Source organism: Alteromonas sp. MB-3u-76 (genome assembly GCF_002831605.1).
Classification (GTDB): domain Bacteria; phylum Pseudomonadota; class Gammaproteobacteria; order Enterobacterales; family Alteromonadaceae; genus Alteromonas; species Alteromonas hispanica.
Genome location: NZ_CP025115.1, coordinates 2,932,644 through 2,949,489 on the forward strand (window position 1 = coordinate 2,932,644; position 16,846 = coordinate 2,949,489).

19 protein-coding genes are annotated in these 16,846 nt (G+C 43.7%); 7 read left to right on the forward strand and 12 right to left on the reverse strand.

Annotated features, from left to right (window positions below):
• The 3 genes from CW735_RS13115 to CW735_RS13120 form a co-directional block, all read right to left on the reverse strand.
• Positions 1-906, reverse strand: a complete 906-nt coding sequence (locus CW735_RS13115) for a MaoC family dehydratase (protein WP_100972530.1) — start codon at positions 904-906, stop codon at positions 1-3.
• A gap of 26 nt (positions 907-932) precedes the next feature.
• Positions 933-1,382 carry a hypothetical protein gene (locus CW735_RS20145; protein ID WP_442857492.1) on the reverse strand — a complete coding sequence of 150 codons (450 nt, stop codon included), beginning with the start codon at positions 1,380-1,382 and terminating at the stop codon, positions 933-935.
• Between the two features lie 76 nt (positions 1,383-1,458).
• Positions 1,459-1,710, reverse strand: a complete 252-nt coding sequence (locus CW735_RS13120; protein WP_071980107.1) for an FAD assembly factor SdhE — start codon at positions 1,708-1,710, stop codon at positions 1,459-1,461.
• Between the two features lie 193 nt (positions 1,711-1,903).
• Here CW735_RS13120 and ygfZ point away from each other — a divergent pair, with 193 nt between their 5' ends.
• Both ygfZ and CW735_RS13130 read left to right on the forward strand, forming a co-directional pair.
• Positions 1,904-2,929: a CAF17-like 4Fe-4S cluster assembly/insertion protein YgfZ gene (ygfZ, locus tag CW735_RS13125; protein WP_100972532.1), complete on the forward strand. Its 1,026-nt coding sequence runs from the start codon at positions 1,904-1,906 to the stop codon at positions 2,927-2,929.
• Positions 2,930-2,986: 57 nt separating this feature from the next.
• On the forward strand, positions 2,987-3,472 hold the full coding sequence (locus CW735_RS13130; RefSeq protein ID WP_071980109.1) for an FKBP-type peptidyl-prolyl cis-trans isomerase: 486 nt from the start codon (positions 2,987-2,989) through the stop codon (positions 3,470-3,472).
• Between the two features lie 76 nt (positions 3,473-3,548).
• On the opposite strand, the gene CW735_RS13135 is transcribed toward CW735_RS13130, so the two are convergent.
• Entirely contained in the window at positions 3,549-3,887 is a 339-nt protein-coding gene (locus CW735_RS13135; RefSeq protein WP_032096901.1) for a P-II family nitrogen regulator, read from the reverse strand.
• A gap of 2 nt (positions 3,888-3,889) precedes the next feature.
• Complete coding sequence (gene nadE, locus CW735_RS13140) at positions 3,890-4,726, reverse strand: ammonia-dependent NAD(+) synthetase (RefSeq protein WP_071981303.1); 837 nt, start codon at positions 4,724-4,726, stop codon at positions 3,890-3,892.
• 271 nt (positions 4,727-4,997) lie between these two features.
• On the opposite strand from nadE, the gene CW735_RS13145 reads away from it, so the two are divergent.
• Positions 4,998-5,594: a GspH/FimT family pseudopilin gene (locus CW735_RS13145; protein WP_100972534.1), complete on the forward strand. Its 597-nt coding sequence runs from the start codon at positions 4,998-5,000 to the stop codon at positions 5,592-5,594.
• Positions 5,595-5,621: 27 nt separating this feature from the next.
• On the opposite strand, the gene CW735_RS20150 is transcribed toward CW735_RS13145, so the two are convergent.
• The gene (locus CW735_RS20150) at positions 5,622-6,032 is read right to left on the reverse strand and encodes a type IV pilin protein (RefSeq protein ID WP_100972536.1); all 411 of its coding nucleotides are present in this window, start codon (positions 6,030-6,032) and stop codon (positions 5,622-5,624) included.
• A 49-nt stretch (positions 6,033-6,081) separates the two neighbouring features.
• Here CW735_RS20150 and CW735_RS13155 point away from each other — a divergent pair, with 49 nt between their 5' ends.
• The 4 genes from CW735_RS13155 (at position 6,082) to CW735_RS13170 (ending at position 8,574) form a co-directional block, all read left to right on the forward strand.
• Positions 6,082-6,624, forward strand: coding sequence for a pilus assembly FimT family protein (locus CW735_RS13155; protein ID WP_157812693.1), 543 nt, complete (start codon positions 6,082-6,084; stop codon positions 6,622-6,624).
• A 179-nt stretch (positions 6,625-6,803) separates the two neighbouring features.
• Positions 6,804-7,379, forward strand: a complete 576-nt coding sequence (locus CW735_RS13160; protein WP_157812694.1) for a potassium:proton antiporter — start codon at positions 6,804-6,806, stop codon at positions 7,377-7,379.
• Positions 7,363-8,289 (forward strand): hypothetical protein, encoded by a 927-nt coding sequence (locus CW735_RS13165; RefSeq protein WP_157812695.1) that lies wholly within the window; start codon positions 7,363-7,365, stop codon positions 8,287-8,289. Before CW735_RS13160 ends, CW735_RS13165 begins: the two co-directional genes overlap by 17 nt.
• A gap of 3 nt (positions 8,290-8,292) precedes the next feature.
• On the forward strand, positions 8,293-8,574 hold the full coding sequence (locus CW735_RS13170; protein WP_071980114.1) for a hypothetical protein: 282 nt from the start codon (positions 8,293-8,295) through the stop codon (positions 8,572-8,574).
• A 27-nt stretch (positions 8,575-8,601) separates the two neighbouring features.
• Here CW735_RS13170 and CW735_RS13175 read toward each other — a convergent pair whose 3' ends face one another.
• The 6 genes from CW735_RS13175 to CW735_RS13200 form a co-directional block, all read right to left on the reverse strand.
• Positions 8,602-9,021 (reverse strand): type IV pilin protein, encoded by a 420-nt coding sequence (locus CW735_RS13175; RefSeq protein WP_203565695.1) that lies wholly within the window; start codon positions 9,019-9,021, stop codon positions 8,602-8,604.
• 44 nt (positions 9,022-9,065) lie between these two features.
• Complete coding sequence (locus tag CW735_RS13180; RefSeq protein WP_100972544.1) at positions 9,066-13,163, reverse strand: PilC/PilY family type IV pilus protein; 4,098 nt, start codon at positions 13,161-13,163, stop codon at positions 9,066-9,068.
• Between the two features lie 8 nt (positions 13,164-13,171).
• A complete protein-coding gene (locus tag CW735_RS13185) occupies positions 13,172-13,735 on the reverse strand; it encodes a pilus assembly PilX family protein (RefSeq protein WP_071980116.1) in 564 nt (187 codons plus the stop codon).
• On the reverse strand, positions 13,732-14,541 hold the full coding sequence (locus tag CW735_RS13190) for a PilW family protein (protein WP_332310107.1): 810 nt from the start codon (positions 14,539-14,541) through the stop codon (positions 13,732-13,734). The genes CW735_RS13185 and CW735_RS13190 overlap by 4 nt, the downstream gene beginning before the upstream one ends.
• 83 nt (positions 14,542-14,624) lie before the next feature.
• Positions 14,625-15,254, reverse strand: a complete 630-nt coding sequence (locus CW735_RS13195) for a pilus assembly protein PilV (RefSeq protein ID WP_071980118.1) — start codon at positions 15,252-15,254, stop codon at positions 14,625-14,627.
• A 535-nt stretch (positions 15,255-15,789) separates the two neighbouring features.
• The gene (locus CW735_RS13200) at positions 15,790-16,824 is read right to left on the reverse strand and encodes an IS110 family transposase (RefSeq protein WP_100970746.1); all 1,035 of its coding nucleotides are present in this window, start codon (positions 16,822-16,824) and stop codon (positions 15,790-15,792) included.
• Between the last annotated feature and the right edge of the window lie 22 nt (positions 16,825-16,846).

Here is a 16,846-nt window from a genome sequence, read left to right on the forward strand (position 1 = left end):
TTAATAATCAATTTGGACAGATAAATGCGTGATGGTATCGTCGATACTACTCACTTCTAACTGAACACTCTCTTTTACAGCCGATGGACAATGAGATGGAAGTCGATAAATTGTCAGCACTTCTGGCAATAGCACTGGCTTTTTAAACGTACACACTATTCGTTTAATGTCTTGCGTATGCGACGCATCGCCATCGCCTAATCGAGAGGCTACACAGGCCAACGTCCACATTCCATGAGCGATTGCGCGCTTAAATCCAAACAACTTTGCAGAGAGCGTCGATAGATGAATGGGGTTGTAATCTCCCGAAATAGAAGCGTAGCGCCTACCTGTGTCTGATGTTGCGTCAATTTTTGCGATAAGTTCTCGCTGCTGGTTTTCCAAAACCTGAGAAGTTGTATCTCTGCCCTGCTCGCCGAATTTGCGATGTGTATGAGTCGGCTTAGGAGCAACATGTACGGCTTTCACTTTTACCAAATAGCTACTTACTGCACGATAAACAGATTGTCCGTTTTGCAATGCATCAAGCACTATGTCTACTTCCCAGCCTTTAGAATGTGCTCGTACGTCATTGAACCTCACCCGACACTCAAAAGGCTCGCTTAAATCACAGTCTTCAATCACATGTACATCATTGGCACAGTGAATTAAACCTAATAGAGGAAAAGGGCCTTGTTTGTCGAGCAAGCAGCGCATTTGAAGCGGTAGCGACAGCATTTGTAAATAAAGTGGATGCATTTTGTCGCTGTTGGGCCACGCAACTTCCTCACAATATTTACTGTAGTGTTTGTTATCAATATGCAGAGTTTTTGTATGAATTCGTTGCGGCAGTCTAGGCGGCTTAAATTGCATTAGTTGACGCTTGTCTACACGTTTAAATAGCGCTTTTGAATATTCACTTAGCATACATTTCGTCCCTCGGGCATGTTGACCTAAGCCTTTTTTCTAACATAATTTACTGCTCTACAGAGCCTGCGATAATCCCGCTCGGAACATTCACCTTTTAAAATCCAACCAAAGTGCGTGTGGCTACGACTGAAACACTTTGTTTTGACACGAGCCGTCTCAAGACAAATTCCCCATGGATATAATTGAGATGAGCAGTGAATTTGAAAGGCACTGTTTAGCTCTGTGTCGCTGGAGATGTAAGTCACGAGATGCTGTTTAATGACTTTGTTAACGCTGCGGTGGCCCCCATTATCGTCATAGCTAACGTATATGCCCCCCTCATCCGTCAACGTAAAATCGAAACTTTCTTGGTGGTGTCTATACCTAGTATCATGTCTAAGCGACGAACATACCCATAAGACTAAGGCGACAGACGCAAAAATAGTTACCGTCGCCATATCAATCCATGTTGAAAATGCATCGGGCAACGACATCAAGCATACAAGACAAATTAAGCTTAAGGCGGCCCGATTAAGCGCAGTTCTATAACACGTAAAGGTTACGTGTATTCTATACTTTGACACGGTTTACGACAGTGGACACCATCGCAGCTAATTCAGGGTCTTCGCATTTTTGATGTCCCATGAACCATGCGTACAAATCAGGATCGTCACTGGTTAGCAAGCGTTCAAATGTTTCTTGATCTTTATAAGTCAGCTCGTCGAACGCTTGCTCTACAAAGGGAAGCAATAATACATCTAATTCCAACATACCTCTTCGGCATGCCCACTTTAGTCTTGCAAGTCTTTTGGGTTCAAACATAAATTTTTTCAACCTTATTTGTTATCCCTAAATAGTACCACGGGCGTCGTGCCAGGATCACTGCTCTTTTGGTCTGATAACAAAACTAACAGTAACTTAACGCTAAGAATTTTAATCTTATTTAGCTCGCCCCTTGATAAAATCGAGTTTTGCCATACCTTGACATAACGAACAGCAATAAAAGAGTTTGACCATGTCTCATTCCAATACCTTACTTACCTTAGATTCACTGCCAACCGATTACACGGTAGAGCTAAACGGCAGTATGATCATTTCACTAGAAGGTGAGCAGGCAGATAGCTACTTACAGGGCCAATTAACCGTTAATATAAATACGTTAGATGAAAAAACGGTTCGCCACTATGCGCATTGCGACAATAAAGGTAAAACATGGTCTACAGGGCTTATTGCCCGTTATGGAACCAAAATCCTTTTACTGACAAATAAGGATGCAGGCGCTCGCACTCTTGCTGAGCTTAATAAGTATGGCGTTTTTTCTAAAGTCGACATTATCGATAACAGTGAAGAAATGCATGCATATTTTGTATCTCGTTCAGCGGCAAAGAATTTATTAGGCCCGCTATTTTCTAACTCTCCTTTCGTAAACGATGAGTCTCCTGAGCCTCTTATCAGTCATCAAGCCAAAGAAGGCCTGTGTTTTGAAACTGACACCAAACAACCAGGCTATGTTGTAATACTGAATGCCAGCGCAAGTAAAAAACTCAGAGAAAACATAGCTGAGCTCGCCATGGCCTCATATTCACACACCGTGTACGACGCAATAAAAATATCCAACGCGCACGCTCAAATTAGTGGTGATACTGTGGGCGAATACGTCCCGCAAATGCTCAACTTGCACGCACTCAATGCGATAGATTTCGACAAAGGCTGTTACATGGGTCAAGAAGTTGTTGCAAGAACTCGCTTCTTGGGTAAAAACAAACGGGCAGCATACGCTTTTCACGTTGCAGAAAGCGTTGAGTTATCAGCGGGCGATACAGTTGAAAAACAGCTTGGCGATAACTGGAGAAGGGCTGGCCAAATTATCAGTGTTGCTAGGCTGGAAGGTGAGACATGGTTTATGGCGGTGCTATCAAATGAAACAACCGAAGAAGATTTACACCGTTTGGCTGATCATAGCGCTATAACCTGTTACCCTTACCCCTTGCCGTATAGCATAGAGCAACAAGCCAGCAATATCGTCAAGAAACGTCGATAGGCGCAGCGGCAACCGATTTACATTCATTTACCCTCACGGGACAACTTAGGATTTTTTATGACTATTACCTCTGACAGCGTTGTTACACTTCACTACACTGTTTCAACCGAAGATGGAACCACTTTGGACTCATCTGAAGGAAAGGAACCGCTAGTTGTGTTACTCGGTCAACGCTTCCTTATTGAGGGACTAGAAGACGCACTAATTGGCAAAGAAAAAGACGAAAGCTTCAATGTTTCTGTTGCACCGGAAAAAGCATACGGCGAGAGAATCGACGAGCTAGTACAAACAGTTCCACGCTCTATGTTCGAAGGCACAGAAGTGGAAGTAGGCATGTCATTTCGTGCAACAACACCTCAGGGCGAGCAATCGGTCATTATCATAGAAACCACCGATGACGAAGTTGTTGTTGACGGAAATCATCCTCTTGCAGGTATTCCGCTAACGTTTGACGTTAATGTTGTTGATATTCGTGAACCTACCGCAGAAGAGCGCGAACACGGTCATGTACACGGACCAGAAGGTTGTGGACACGACCACTAAAGTGGGCGAATCTGAATATCAAAAAAGGGAGCTATTTCGCTCCCTTTTTTAGTGCATTTTTGACAAGTTTCAAAACTTATATAGCGTCTTCGTTTTGCTCACCGGTACGAATTCGCACAGCACTTTCTACGTTATAAACAAATATTTTGCCGTCGCCAATTTTACCCGTTTTAGCTGCTGATTGAATGGCATCTAAGGCTTGCTCAACGCGTTCGTCGTCGAGCACTAGCTCAACCTTGATTTTAGGTAGGAAATCAACTTGGTATTCAGCTCCGCGGTAGAGCTCCGTATGGCCTTTTTGCCTACCGAAACCTTTTACCTCGGTTACTGTCATCCCTGCAATACCGACTTCAGCTAAGGCTTCCCTGACATCGTCCATTTTAAATGGCTTAATGATAGCTTCGATTTTTTTCATGATTACAACTCATCGTAAATTGTTGGAATGGGTACACGCTTGTGTTGTGTACGTTCATAAATATAAAGCAATTTCTCTTCCACTTCAGCAGGCACTGGCTTACCTTCGAGAAAATCATCAATCTGATCATAGGTCATACCCAGCGCCAACTCATCGGCTTTCTGCGGCGCAAGACTCTCTAAATCGGCGGTTGGCGCTTTAGTAATAATATTATGTGGCGCTCCCAAATGAGCAGCTACAGCGCGAACTTGTCGTTTGCTCAGCCCAAACAAGGGTGCAAGGTCACATGCGCCATCACCATATTTTGTGTAAAACCCTGTAATATTTTCAGCTGAGTGGTCTGTACCCAACACAAGTCCGTCTACCATGCCGGCAATTTCATACTGAGTGACCATGCGGGTACGCGCTTTCACGTTCCCTTTTACAAAATCTTGTTTGGCAATACTGTCGGGCAACAACCCTGCAGCTTCCAATGCTTGGCTTGTCGAAGCGTGTATTGCATCTACTCCCGGCTGAACGTTTACCGAAACTGAATGCGTGGGCTCAATAAAGTCTATAGACTGCTGAGCATCGTCTTCATCTGCCTGAGTGTCGTAAGGCAGTCTTACCGCTATGAACTGGTAGCTTTCGTGATTTTCATGGTTTAGTTCATTAACAGCGAGTTGTGCCAACCGACCTAACGTGCACGAATCTATGCCACCGCTAATTCCTAATACTAAGGCATTTAACCCTGAGGTAAGCAACTGCTTTTTAATAAATGAAACTCGTCTCGCAACCTCAAATTCAACATCGATTTCAGGAAGCACTTGCATCTCTTTAATAACTGCTTGTTTTTGCATCATAATATCCACGTATATTTTAAGCGTCTTAGTAGGAGAGTTTACGATAATATGAATGTAGATGTTAGTGGCAACGTAAAAGGCCACGTGTCATAGTATTGAGCGTCATTAGGTTATCGTAAAGACGTATAGCGAACCATGCGCAATAGGAGCGACATATACCCTATTGCGCAGAGTTTTAGTGTACGCTAAAAAATACGCCATTTGTGCATCAAATTTAATGCTTCGGATTAAAAAAGTGTCAGACTTTCAACATAAGCTTTGAGTAGTAATGATAAAACAACAAAATCAACATAGTCGAACTCAACCCGATTTAGCGTTAGGCGCTCGGCAAGCGGGTCTCACGCTGCTTGAGCTCTTAATTGCCGTCGCTATCGTTGCTATTATGTTAACGACAGTGGCTCCTGCCATTCAAAGCATACTCATCAAAAGCAGAATTACGTCTGATTTAAATAGCTTAAGCGCTGTGGCTCAACGCGCCCGGTTTACCGCAGTCGACGAGCAATCGAGGGTTGTTATGTGCCCTACAGCGAACTATACAAGCTGTGTAACCGACTGGAAAAATGCGACTATGATCTTCGTTGATGCTAACCTCAATGGCTCAAGAGACGCCTCTGAAGAACTCATTACCACCAGCGATCCACTTAACAGTGCAAACTCTATATACGGTATATCCGGTGCTATCACCTTTGATGAGCAAGGCGGCATTAGTCAAGCTGCCACCATTACTTTATGCCCGAAAGATAACAACACCGAATATGCCTCTGCGCTTCTGCTATCTCTTTATGGGCGAATATCAGTAGCAGTTGACAGCGACGGAGACGGAAAAAAGGAAAACCTAACTGGTACTGCGCTGAGTTGTTCATAAGACAAGAAATAGTATAAAGATAAAAATCTAAAACCTGCTCCAGCAAGCTTTAGGGAGTAACTCGCTGGCATTAACAATTAGCGTACTGCAAGGTGACTTTTTGTCAAAGTATGTGAGTATAGCTTTAAATTCATAATGGCTTGCAGTACTCGCCACCTCTTTAATAAGTACGCCACTAGCATCGATATCAGGTAAGTGAGATAAAGAAACGTATGCACCAGTGCTAAGCCAATGACGGGACTGAATAGACTGAAGCTTTATCATGTGACTTTTGGCCAAAAACCTAGACGTTAGCCTTTGACTTTCTTTAAACGTCTGCATTGTCAGCAAGCTTAGTATCGCCACAATAGATATCGTTATTAACAGCTCCACTAAAGTAAAGCCCCTAGAATCACATTTTGAATTCCCTTCCATAGTACAGATTACCTTCTTCGCCATTCACCGATACATTAAACCTATCAAGTCATTTAGAAAGGGATAACCGATCTTGAGCACGGTTTTAGACGTGAGAGCTTCTCACAACACACTCCACAGAGGCATGTCGCTAATGGAATTGATGGTGGCATTAGCAATTTTAAGCATTGTACTGACTCTTTCACTGCCATCCTTCGCTAAATGGCAAGAAGCTAACGAATTCAAACAGGCGCTTAGACATCTGACACAGCTCGCCGAATCGGCAAAAGTGGCTGCCATATCATCACAGTCTGATATATCGGTGATAGTAGATATTAACTCGGGACAATGCGCTGGAGTCAGTGATTTGTCCTTATGCGACTGCACCGTTAAAAATGCCTGCAGGGTAAATGGCGTGGAACATATTTTTACCGCTGAAAGCCTTAAAACCAAGCTGACGACCTCTGACAATAAAAACCGTCTTATTACCTTTGATAAATTTGGTGCAGTGGATTTTGGGCACAACACCACTGTAAATGTGCATAGCGCCTCTTATTCTGGAAAAGTAGTGATCAGCGCATTAGGGCGAGTAAAGCAATGCTCTTACGGACACCTTGCCGGAGTAGCGAAATGCTAGCAAGCATAATTAAGTATAAAGGCAAGACTAAACAAAATGGACAGATCTCGGATCGACAGATCTCGGGTCGACAGGCATCGGGTCGACAACCCCCGGGACAGATTAAAGTGAAAAGGAAGCAAACAAAGCGAGCAGAATACCGCACTTTAAAAAAGGGGCCATATAACGGATTTAGTCTCGTGGAATTACTCATCGCTATCAGTATAGCGGGTATTTTAATGGTATTTGCGACCCAGCATACTGCCTACTTCTACTCTAACTTATTAAAAGTGCAATTCGCGATTGCCATTGAAGAAGAGCTTGACGCCCTTGAACACGTGATATCAACACATCTAGAGAAAGCCGGATACCTGCAGCAGACAAAAGTCGTTCAACTTGCACTACCTTCAACATCGCTCGCTTCAGTAGCTATTTCACAATTTGGCAAGGAGGCTGCGAATAGCTGTATCACTTTTTCCTATGACCAAAATAGTGACGGTAAAGTAAGCACCTCACCCAACGAATTTTTTGGATTTCGACTTCGAGACAAAGCCATAGAGTATCGCGTAGCCAAACGAACCTGTAAGCAAGCCTACTGGCAGGATGCTACCGATAGTAAAGACATTCAAATCGACGACTTTTCAGTTGCTGCTTCCGCCTTCACGTCATGGGGAGCCAGCTATACAGTAACCATAAAAGCATCCAGTCGAATAATGTCGAGTGTGAAGGCAACAAAAGTTTTTATCGTAGAGGTGGCGAATGTTAGACAAAAATAGAAAAGTACTGACCGCACTTACCATTAAGCTGAAACAGAAAACCGATAAAAAACAACGTGGCGTGTTTATTATGGCATCTGTTTTAATGCTGCTCGGTATTTCTGCGTTCACTTTGGCCAGCATTAGTGCGGCCGTAAATCGCCATAAGATAATGAAAAGTACCACATCGACGGCGAAAGATAGCTATACCGCAACAAAAAATGAACTTCGCCGTATAGGTTCGCAGCTACGCGTTGTGCCAATAAGCTCGATAGAATCGACCAACACAAATCTATCTCATAATATCTTAACGAGTAACTATGAGGGAGCAAATTCTCAGCCACTTAAAGTATTCGACGTTACTGTTACCCATCATGATAGTCACTTTGACACTGAGGTGAGCCAGCGCTTCCTTCACTACCCTGCCATACTTAATATTCCAAGCATTTTTCAGTCAACGTCCTCCGATACAAACATTACGCAATGGTTGTTTAATAGGAGTGTTAGCACGCTGACAGCAAAATATTTTCCACTTAGTAATACCACAAACGAGTGTGTAGACCTTAAAGAGGCGACTATGCACTGGGTAACAGGAAACTGCGAATTAAACTATAACGATGTCGATCACAGTAGCGCGTCGACCCCAATGCTGCTTATTGTTGAAGATGGAGATGTTCTTGTTACCGCAGGTACGCCTTTCTACGGCATGATAATAATGCTGTCAGGCAATACCACTAAACACAGCGTTACCATAGAACACGGAGCAAGTATACAAGGTGCACTATGCTCAAACACCCCAATATCGCTTCAACAATTTGGTTCAAACAGTTACGCCAAGCAAGTTCTACTCAACCTTCAAAAAGCCCCTAAACTTGCAAAAATAATGTCTATTCCCGGAAGCTGGTCTAATAATCTGAAAAAGGCATTGTAAAATATGAACGAAATCAACAAGCAATCGAAAGCAGGTGATAGTGTTAGCAGTCAGGGAGGTGGTGCTTTGATAGAAGTGCTGATCGCAAATGCTTTGTTTCTCACAGTTACGGCGGGGCTGATGAGCGCCTTTGGGCATACTGAGTCTTTGTGGAGCGCATTAAAAAGTGCAGAAACGTCTCACCAGATGATAATTAACAAACAGCGGGAAAACATTATTTCTGAGCCATACGAGCAGACTTGGGATGATATACAAAGGCTCACCCCGATTAAACCTGCTCCTTAACTGTATTGCCACATAGAGACAGTACTTTTAGCAAGACCAGCAATACTCTCCCGAATCTAGAGAGCCGTTATTATTTTTGTCCCACCCTTTGCGTCCATCGCTAAAGTAGAACAATGCGCCATCGCTAGCCTGACCTGAGCCACTCACCGGCGTTGCTTTGAGTTCATAACTGGTTGCGTTAGCAGCAACAATAGTTAAATTATAACGCTTGTTCGCCGCATTTTCAGATGACGGTGAGTAAGTAGCAAAAATAGCGGGCGCCCCAGTATTACTGCCGCCGCTTCCTGCGCCTTCGTAGCTGAATGAACCACTTTGATGCCGCTCCATAGCAGCAGCAAATGCAAGCAAATCTGCCTGTCCAGTCCCTCTATAGCCATCTGCAATAACGCCCTGGTAAGACGGATACGCAATACCAGCAATAATGCCAATAATGGTGACCACAATCATCAATTCTATTAATGAAAAACCTTTTTGGCTTTGTTTACTCACAATCACTGTTCTCGCTCTGTTTCAGAATGCCAACTGCCCCGCTGAATGCGCTCAAACCTGCCATAAATATTTTGACCCAAGCATTCAAACTCAGAAGCACACGCTTTATCATTACCGTCTTCATCAACCTCAATTACCGCAGAAACACATTCTGTTCCCAAGCAAACCACTGGGCTAATGATATTTTCAATCAAAATCTTAGTTTCTGGCGCAATACCTGTTTGCTTCAGATCGGCCGAGCGATCGTCATTATCAAGAATGCCGTTGATGTTTAAGTCGGTCAGTGCATTACCATTAAACATACTCACTAAGTACGCCCTGCTATTCCCAGTAGGAGGTGCACATGCACTTGTACTGCTAGAAGATGGAACATAGGTTGTAAAGAAAACCTTATAATCAATGATGAGCGGTGAGGAAAGAACTTTTTCTCCTCCAGTTGTCAAATTCAGATACCATCCTGATTTATTGGCAAAATCTTGAGCAGCAATTTCTCTCTCCGATTCAACACTGCTGGTTAACGCATGACTCGTCGCATTGTACATGTCACTCTCATACACGGTCGGCATAAAGGTGTAGTCTCCATCGGTATCCCGATTGAAAACTCCACCGTCTTTTAGCATATAAAAATTATCTTCAACCACTGTATCAAGTGGAGAAGCGCGCCAACCACTGCCTATGGCAACACCATAGTAAAGTTCATCACGCAACGCTATTTCTGTGACATCTGGTCCGTAGTAAAAGCGTCGATTCGACTCTGCTGTATCGCCACCAAAGTCAGCCAGTCTAGCCCCTTTAATAAACTCTGCTCCAGTCTCACCGTTATAGATATCTAATCGGAAAAGTTGGCCACCCGTATCACTCACATACATATGGTCGGCTAAACCATCGTTATCTCTATCGATAACTGAGATTCGCCCTGGAATACTGTATTGCATTGAAGGGATATTTAAATCGGCCCCTTCATTACTGGCATGCCATAGAAGTGCTCCAGTATCGGCATCAAATATAAATACAGCGTTTCCGAAGCCGTCACTCGCTCTTACCATTCTGTCATCTTGAGCGTTATCATAACCGCCTCCGACAATCATAACGTTTTTAACCGAACCACCCATTTTTACTTTTGTTATGGTAGGTCTTGACCACGTTTCACCTAACTTAGCCAATGCGCCAGCGCCACCTTCAATCTTGTATTTTAGTACCGGTGACGTTTTCTGAGTAACGTCGAAAACATAGTAATTTCTGCCACCTCTTCTCATGCCGACATAGAGGTAAGTGCTGCTTCCCACCGTTCTCAGAACCATATCTCCGTCTATGCCATATTTATGATTAAACGACGAGAGATCTTTGTAGAAATGATCAAGATTAGATAACAGCTCTTTGGGCATAATGGCAAAATTCTCAGCGCCGGTCTCAGTATCAAAGGAGTGAATCATACCGTGATTGGTCGCCACAAATATTGCAGAGTCATTTTCACCGTAGTTGACAATAATAGGCTGAGAATGAATAGGGTCGCCCATTCTAGGCACAAAGTCGCTTGTGCTGCCATCACCATCAGAGTCTTTGACATCAACTCCTCTTGCCCATTTTAAAAGCACATCTCTAAGAGCCTCTGCATCATCTTCATCCGCAATTCCCAAGTCCGACTCAGTAATAGATTCATTGCGCTCGTGCAGTTCATTGGCACTTCGAACTATGGCGCCTGTACTATCGAAAACATAAAGGTTTCTTCCTGATAATAGCTTGCTTGCCGCTCCCCCCTCACGCACATCTTTGCCGTCGGCTAACACTGACCAATAGCTATGAGAGTTCTCGGAAAAGAACCCTGTGACGCTATCAACAGCACTGTTACCATTTTTGTCTAGTACTTTATCTCCGCTCAACTGATAGCGCTTCAGGTTTCCAGGCCATATTGCACCCTCGCTAGGCTTAAATAATGCAAAATATAGCTCGTCGCGATGAGTTAGACGATTTAATTGGTTCACCGCCACACCGGGTGACACAAAGGTCGCATTAATATCCTTCACAGAACGCAAAATAGTATTAAAAGCTTCTAACAGATCTTCACTGTTATCTGCTTGATAAAATCCACCGCCACTTTGAACGGCAAGTTGATTCAAAAAGTTATTCGCCGTGCTGTTGGCGGCAAAACCGATGGTATGGGTTATCACGCGAGGACCAATGACAGAGGTCTCTGCTTCACTGATATTACGTACTAAATTAAGTCCACATTTTTCACCGCCACTGCCGGTACAACTTTCACCTAGCAGGGTCTGTATTTTATTTACACTGTGATTGTTATTTGCCTGACCGTCGGAAAGCAGCACAATGTGGTTGTTAGTTTGACATTGAAGGTCTGATACGGGCGAAATATAAGTAGCACCTGCCGGTATACGCTCGTTTATACAATCACTGTCGGAAAGGTTGTCCTCTAAACATCCCGATGGACGAATGGGATCTGCTCCAAGATAAGAAGCTCGATGGCTGACTCGAGTGCTCCTTCTTACCGTGTTACTGACGTCACTTTTACCTCTCTCCAGCCCGTAATCCACCGCATTGCCGCCATAATAGTTGGCTGCTTCATAGAGTGTATCAACTATCGGGGTAAGACCATTTGCACTTAATTCGTCCACTTTACTCATCAAGTGTTCACGCACAGTGAAAGAGGCCCCTGGCGTTGCTGCACCGTTGTATTTGATGACTAATCGAGGCGCAAGTGACGCCTCGCCCGAATAGCTAAATGCTCCACGATATCCTTGGAAATCATCAAAAACAAATGCCATATCGTTCCCCGGTCGCCAGCCGGAACGATCGACTATTTCCTTTAACATACTGCTAATATTGGGGGTTCGGTAATCACTATAGCTGTAAAAGCTGGGCATTGACCAAACCAGGCCCGATGTTTTTGGGAGGTCTCTTAATGTATAGCGCGCTCTGTTCCTGTTTCTTCTGCCATTTGTATTAGGGAAAGATGCTGCGTCATCTTGAGCGACGCCGCGAATTCGCATACTAGCATTTGATGTTGTGGTTGTATCGTAAGCACTGAATTCTATGAATGCCTCTTCAATTTCGGCACCTTGAGGCAAATTTATGTTGTTAAAGCGGACCGCAATATAACTGTTATATTGGTTAGTGAAAGACAGAATACTTCCAGTATTAGGATAACCGTTCGTGTCCTCCTCGTAATTCTCTCCTTGAGACGCCACTTGATAAACACTTTCACCCTGCGTACACCCGGTAGCGGTAGTATCGTCATAAGATACGACAAGTTGAGGAGAGCCGCTTAACCCCTCGTCAATCGCTCGTGCTTTTCTATCACTGAGAGGGTTAATACTTGAACCTTCAATCAGTATGTTGATGCTTTTTCCACCGCACCAATCTGAAAGATTAATCACCTCTTGCAAAACATTGCTTATATCCGGCGTGGTAACCACTTCACCTGATGTTGGAAAACTGTTGTTTGTTGTCCATTCTACATTGGTCGCGGTTTTAACACGGGATGAAAGATTATTTGAAGAAGCAGAGAATTCAGACCCGCTTGCAGATGCCTCTGCAGATATTACTAAAGAAGTATCAGCTATATCAAAACCTTCTGAAGTAAAACGGATATTAGCGCTTACTATGCTTGCTCCCTGGGGAATTTTTAGACCATCAAAGCGCAAGCCTGATGTAACTGTGTTAGTACCTTTACTTAAGATCAGTTCATTTGACTCTGTTGTTACTGAGCCGTCAATTTCATGGGCATCATTGTTGTTTTTACCGGTAGAGAGCACAATTTCAGGTCTTACCGCATCGTCGATATCTCTTATCGGGTAAAGAATGGGTCCGCCGTAATCGGAGAAACGCATCAGTCCTGCATTGATGTTGGTAGCAGATCCTAATGCATTTTTAAGCGCATTCTGTACTCTTAACATACGAGATTGAGTTGTCCCGTCGTAATTTCCCATACTTCCCGAAGAATCCATAATAAAGAGCACGTTCGGATTATAAGTAACAGCACTATCAGCATTGCCCAGGTAGATATCCAGGTCATCGCCTAGGGCAGAAAAACCGATACAACTAAACAGAACGCTTGATGTTAAATAACTTATTAACTTTTTCATAATGCTACCTATTGAGATGCCGGACCAAAAACCGAAGCGGCAAGCGAGTTTGCTACTACTGTAGGTTTCCCTGTCACTTTTCCACACCCTCTAATAATAAAAACATGGCAATTCACGTTACTACCGCCAATGACGTTGCTCGACCCGCGGCATGCTTGCTCTCTAATAAACGCTGTTCTCGACCAGCTTTTCGTCTTCATAGAAGATTGATAGCTTCCCGACGTTACATGCCTGCTGCCAGTAGTAAGACCCCCTGCTGTCATGTGTCTATCGGTCCAATCACCATCATCAAAACAACTCATATCATCAACATCAGGGTCGAATATTGTTCCCTGTCGCGCTTCCGAAAGCGGGTCTGTTAGCGTATCGTCTGCTAATAGCACTTCGTCTTCAGATTCAAAAAACACGCCGGCTATGGCTGATTCAGCTGCATCAAAAGCCAAACCGCTTTGCTGCATCGACATAGCCATTTTTGACTGAGATAAACTACTCGTTACAGCGCTCACACCCAGTACCGTAATTGAGAGAAGTACTAGGAGCGCGAATACCATTACCAAACCATGCTGTTTCATCGTGAACTCCTGACAAAGTTTTTCATATTTCGAAGCGCTAACGTTTTAGAAAAGACCTGATAATAATGTGCGGTGTCCATGGTTTTTGCTGCTTCGTTAAGTAGTGCAAATTTTTGTGCGGTAGTTTGCCTGACCTCGTTTTGATAGCTTTTAAGCATAAGTGCCCAACGCAATGAGACCACAAGTTGGTTATTCGCGCGCATGTTGGCTAATTGATCAGCAGTAACATAAGAAATAGCCTGCCCCTGCGACGTCATTATTTCGTCCGATACACCAAATTGTATTTGAAAGCTTTCAACATTATCTAACAATGTCACTGTAATAGGAGACACAGTTTGGGACTTAAGCCCTCGCAATACGCGGCCGTCATACCCCGTGCATTTAAGCTCGCTACCCACGACAAAATAATGATTTACAACGTGGAATTCTGTATCGGCAGGATACCCGTGACGATTACCCGTACAGTCAGTCGCGCCAAGTAAGCTAACGACTAGCTTGTCGCTTCCTCCACTGCCCGTTTGAACGGTGCCGAGAGTAGCATTATTGATAAAATCTCCGGCCAGAGCTACCGCATTGTTTTGCACATAGGCAGCTTCAGCGACAATATCCACCGATGTATCTATATTTGCAGTGATTAAATCGTAACGCCCAACTTCGTAAAACTCTTTCGAAAGCCGGCTCATTATAAATCGACCTGACTCCTGAACTTGAGAAACGGCTTGGTTCAATTTATTAGTTACGCTGCTGCTTACTAGTACCTGAATAATTGCGCCAGAAATGATTAGCCCTAAGGTGAGGGTTATCATTAATTCCACCAATGAAAAACCTGCATGCTTCTTATTTTTAGCAACAATATTGTTACCTTGAAAACCGTTTGCAGAATGCAAATTCATAGTGTTATATCCTTCAAAACACAGGCATTGCTTGTGCCTGTTGAAGGGTTGCAACGGGTGTTTAGCGTGTACTTTTGGTTGCCCGATGACGATACTGGCCACGATAGTATAATTTCAATACGAGAACCTGCGCTGCAGGTATATATATCGGCGCTGTTGTTATCATTACACCCTACCGAAATTGTTGTTTGGGGATTAGTTTGAACTGCCGAACACGACAAGGCCCAACCGTCATATTGCGCCATCTGTTGTTCAGAACATTCGTTATTTTCACAATTTGGGACAGCTGCGGGTTTAGACAAGCAAAAACACTGATAAGGCTGAGTTGAACCAGTACAGCTGAGCGAAGAAAAATTGTAGGACGATGTGGAGAAATAGGCATTATTGACTACCATGCCGTCACCTACCGTGGCTGGGCGTGCAGCAGCTCTAAGTCTCTCAGCTACTTGCGCTGCGACTAATTCTGCCTGGGTTCTGCTGATTGCATCTTTGTTCGCAAAAGAGCCCGTAAACTGCAAAGCGGCAACACCTAGCAGACCCACCACTAAAATAAACAACGTGATAAGGATCTCAATCAATCCTACGCCTTTTTGAGAGGTGATGTGGTTGTCCTTAACGTGCTTCATTGTTTCCTTTAGCGATGCCATATTTACTCAACCAACTAGTCGTCGTTTACACTTTTGCCAGTTAAGCAGTTTAGACCCAAAAGAATCTAAAATAAGTATCTTTGATTATTTAAACGTATAATTTAATACAAACAGTCTTTTTAATGATTCATCTTCGCTCTTGTTGCCAGCCATATCTCAACGCGAACGCATTATAGATACTTTCCTTAACCTGCTGATGCAAAAAACGAAAGGTTTAATGTCCAGTATCGGCATATAATTTTGACCGTTATTGGTATGATTATCCATTCTTTTTAGCTTATTAACAGTAGACAAAAGCATAAAAATGTATGGTCCGCCTCGTTATTGCAATGATTAATTTCGATAACGGGGTTGGTTATGCGCTAATGTATTCGGAGTCTGTTTAGGCGCTTTCGCAACCCGCTCCACGATGAGATCCGCGCTGGATTATCCTCAAAAAACCGAAAGCTTCTGAGAGCTGTTTTTTATGTCAGGTTTTAATCCAGTGGTTCTACCGTTTTCGTCATCATATTTATCATTGCAAACCCGGTGCTAACGCTTTGCTGTTGAATGCTTTTTTTGTTTTCATCACTGCCCATGCTATTCGGGCCAGTTTGTTGGCCAGGGCAACGGTTACAACATTGAATGGCTTGGTGGCGCGTAAATTTATCAACCACTCGCCATAAATCTTTCCGGTCTTATCCGGCCTGGACATAACCGCCCTGGCGGCATGGATAAACAAGGTTCGGAGTTCTTTGTTACCCCGCTTGCTTATCCCCAGTAATTTGGGTTTACCGCCAGTTGAGTACTGCGCTGGAACTAACCCTAACCATGCAGCCATGTTTCTTCCGTTTTTAAAATCCGTAGCGCTACTGATGTTGGCAATACAAAGGCTGGCGGTCATATCGCCAATACCTGGGATGGTTTTAAGAAGCTGCCCTATCGGGTTTGTATCAACCAGTTGCTTTAGCTTTTTATCTTGTCTCTCAATGTTCCTGTTAAGGAGCAGGTAATATTCGTGCAGCTCCATGAGCTCTTCCATAAGTAACCCTGGCAAGACCTGCCGCTGCTGTGAAAGCCAGTTAAACAGTTGCTTCATTACGCTATGGCCTGTTGGAAGTGCAATGCCAAACTCCAGCAGTAAGGAGCCTATACGGGACATGCAGGCTGTTCTGTCTTTGACATAACCATGCCTTGCTTTATGAATAGCTGAAATGACCTGGGCTTCTTCTGATTTGACGCTGACAAACCGCATTTTCGGTCTTATTGATGCTTCGCATATGGCCTCTGCATCAATAAAATCATTCTTATTGCTTTTAACGAAAGGTTTTACGTATTGTGGCGGGATTAGTTTGACCGTATGCCCCATCAACTCACACTGCCTGCCAAGCCAGTGCGCACCGCCACAAGCTTCGAAGGCAATTGTGCATGGCGTTAATTGATGAAGATAGTGAATGAGTGCCGAGCGGGAAAATTTTTTGCGAATGATTTGATTATCTGAATAGTCGCGGCCTATCACGTGAAAAGATGATTTGCCTAAATCGATTCCAAGAACTTTAATAGTAGACATGATGGTTCGCCTCTTTGATTGC

Coding starts and splice junctions, on each gene's coding strand:
- CW735_RS13115 (WP_100972530.1), bottom strand. CDS start 906: ATGCTAAGTGAATATTCAAAAGCGCTATTTAAACGTGTAGACAAGCGT.
- CW735_RS20145 (WP_442857492.1), bottom strand. CDS start 1,382: ATGTCGTTGCCCGATGCATTTTCAACATGGATTGATATGGCGACGGTA.
- CW735_RS13120 (WP_071980107.1), bottom strand. CDS start 1,710: ATGTTTGAACCCAAAAGACTTGCAAGACTAAAGTGGGCATGCCGAAGA.
- ygfZ (WP_100972532.1), top strand. CDS start 1,904: ATGTCTCATTCCAATACCTTACTTACCTTAGATTCACTGCCAACCGAT.
- CW735_RS13130 (WP_071980109.1), top strand. CDS start 2,987: ATGACTATTACCTCTGACAGCGTTGTTACACTTCACTACACTGTTTCA.
- CW735_RS13135 (WP_032096901.1), bottom strand. CDS start 3,887: ATGAAAAAAATCGAAGCTATCATTAAGCCATTTAAAATGGACGATGTC.
- nadE (WP_071981303.1), bottom strand. CDS start 4,726: ATGCAAAAACAAGCAGTTATTAAAGAGATGCAAGTGCTTCCTGAAATC.
- CW735_RS13145 (WP_100972534.1), top strand. CDS start 4,998: ATGATAAAACAACAAAATCAACATAGTCGAACTCAACCCGATTTAGCG.
- CW735_RS20150 (WP_100972536.1), bottom strand. CDS start 6,032: ATGGCGAAGAAGGTAATCTGTACTATGGAAGGGAATTCAAAATGTGAT.
- CW735_RS13165 (WP_157812695.1), top strand. CDS start 7,363: ATGTTAGACAAAAATAGAAAAGTACTGACCGCACTTACCATTAAGCTG.
- CW735_RS13170 (WP_071980114.1), top strand. CDS start 8,293: ATGAACGAAATCAACAAGCAATCGAAAGCAGGTGATAGTGTTAGCAGT.
- CW735_RS13175 (WP_203565695.1), bottom strand. CDS start 9,021: ATGATTGTGGTCACCATTATTGGCATTATTGCTGGTATTGCGTATCCG.
- CW735_RS13180 (WP_100972544.1), bottom strand. CDS start 13,163: ATGAAAAAGTTAATAAGTTATTTAACATCAAGCGTTCTGTTTAGTTGT.
- CW735_RS13185 (WP_071980116.1), bottom strand. CDS start 13,735: ATGAAACAGCATGGTTTGGTAATGGTATTCGCGCTCCTAGTACTTCTC.
- CW735_RS13190 (WP_332310107.1), bottom strand. CDS start 14,541: ATGATAACCCTCACCTTAGGGCTAATCATTTCTGGCGCAATTATTCAG.
- CW735_RS13195 (WP_071980118.1), bottom strand. CDS start 15,254: ATGAAGCACGTTAAGGACAACCACATCACCTCTCAAAAAGGCGTAGGA.
- CW735_RS13200 (WP_100970746.1), bottom strand. CDS start 16,824: ATGTCTACTATTAAAGTTCTTGGAATCGATTTAGGCAAATCATCTTTT.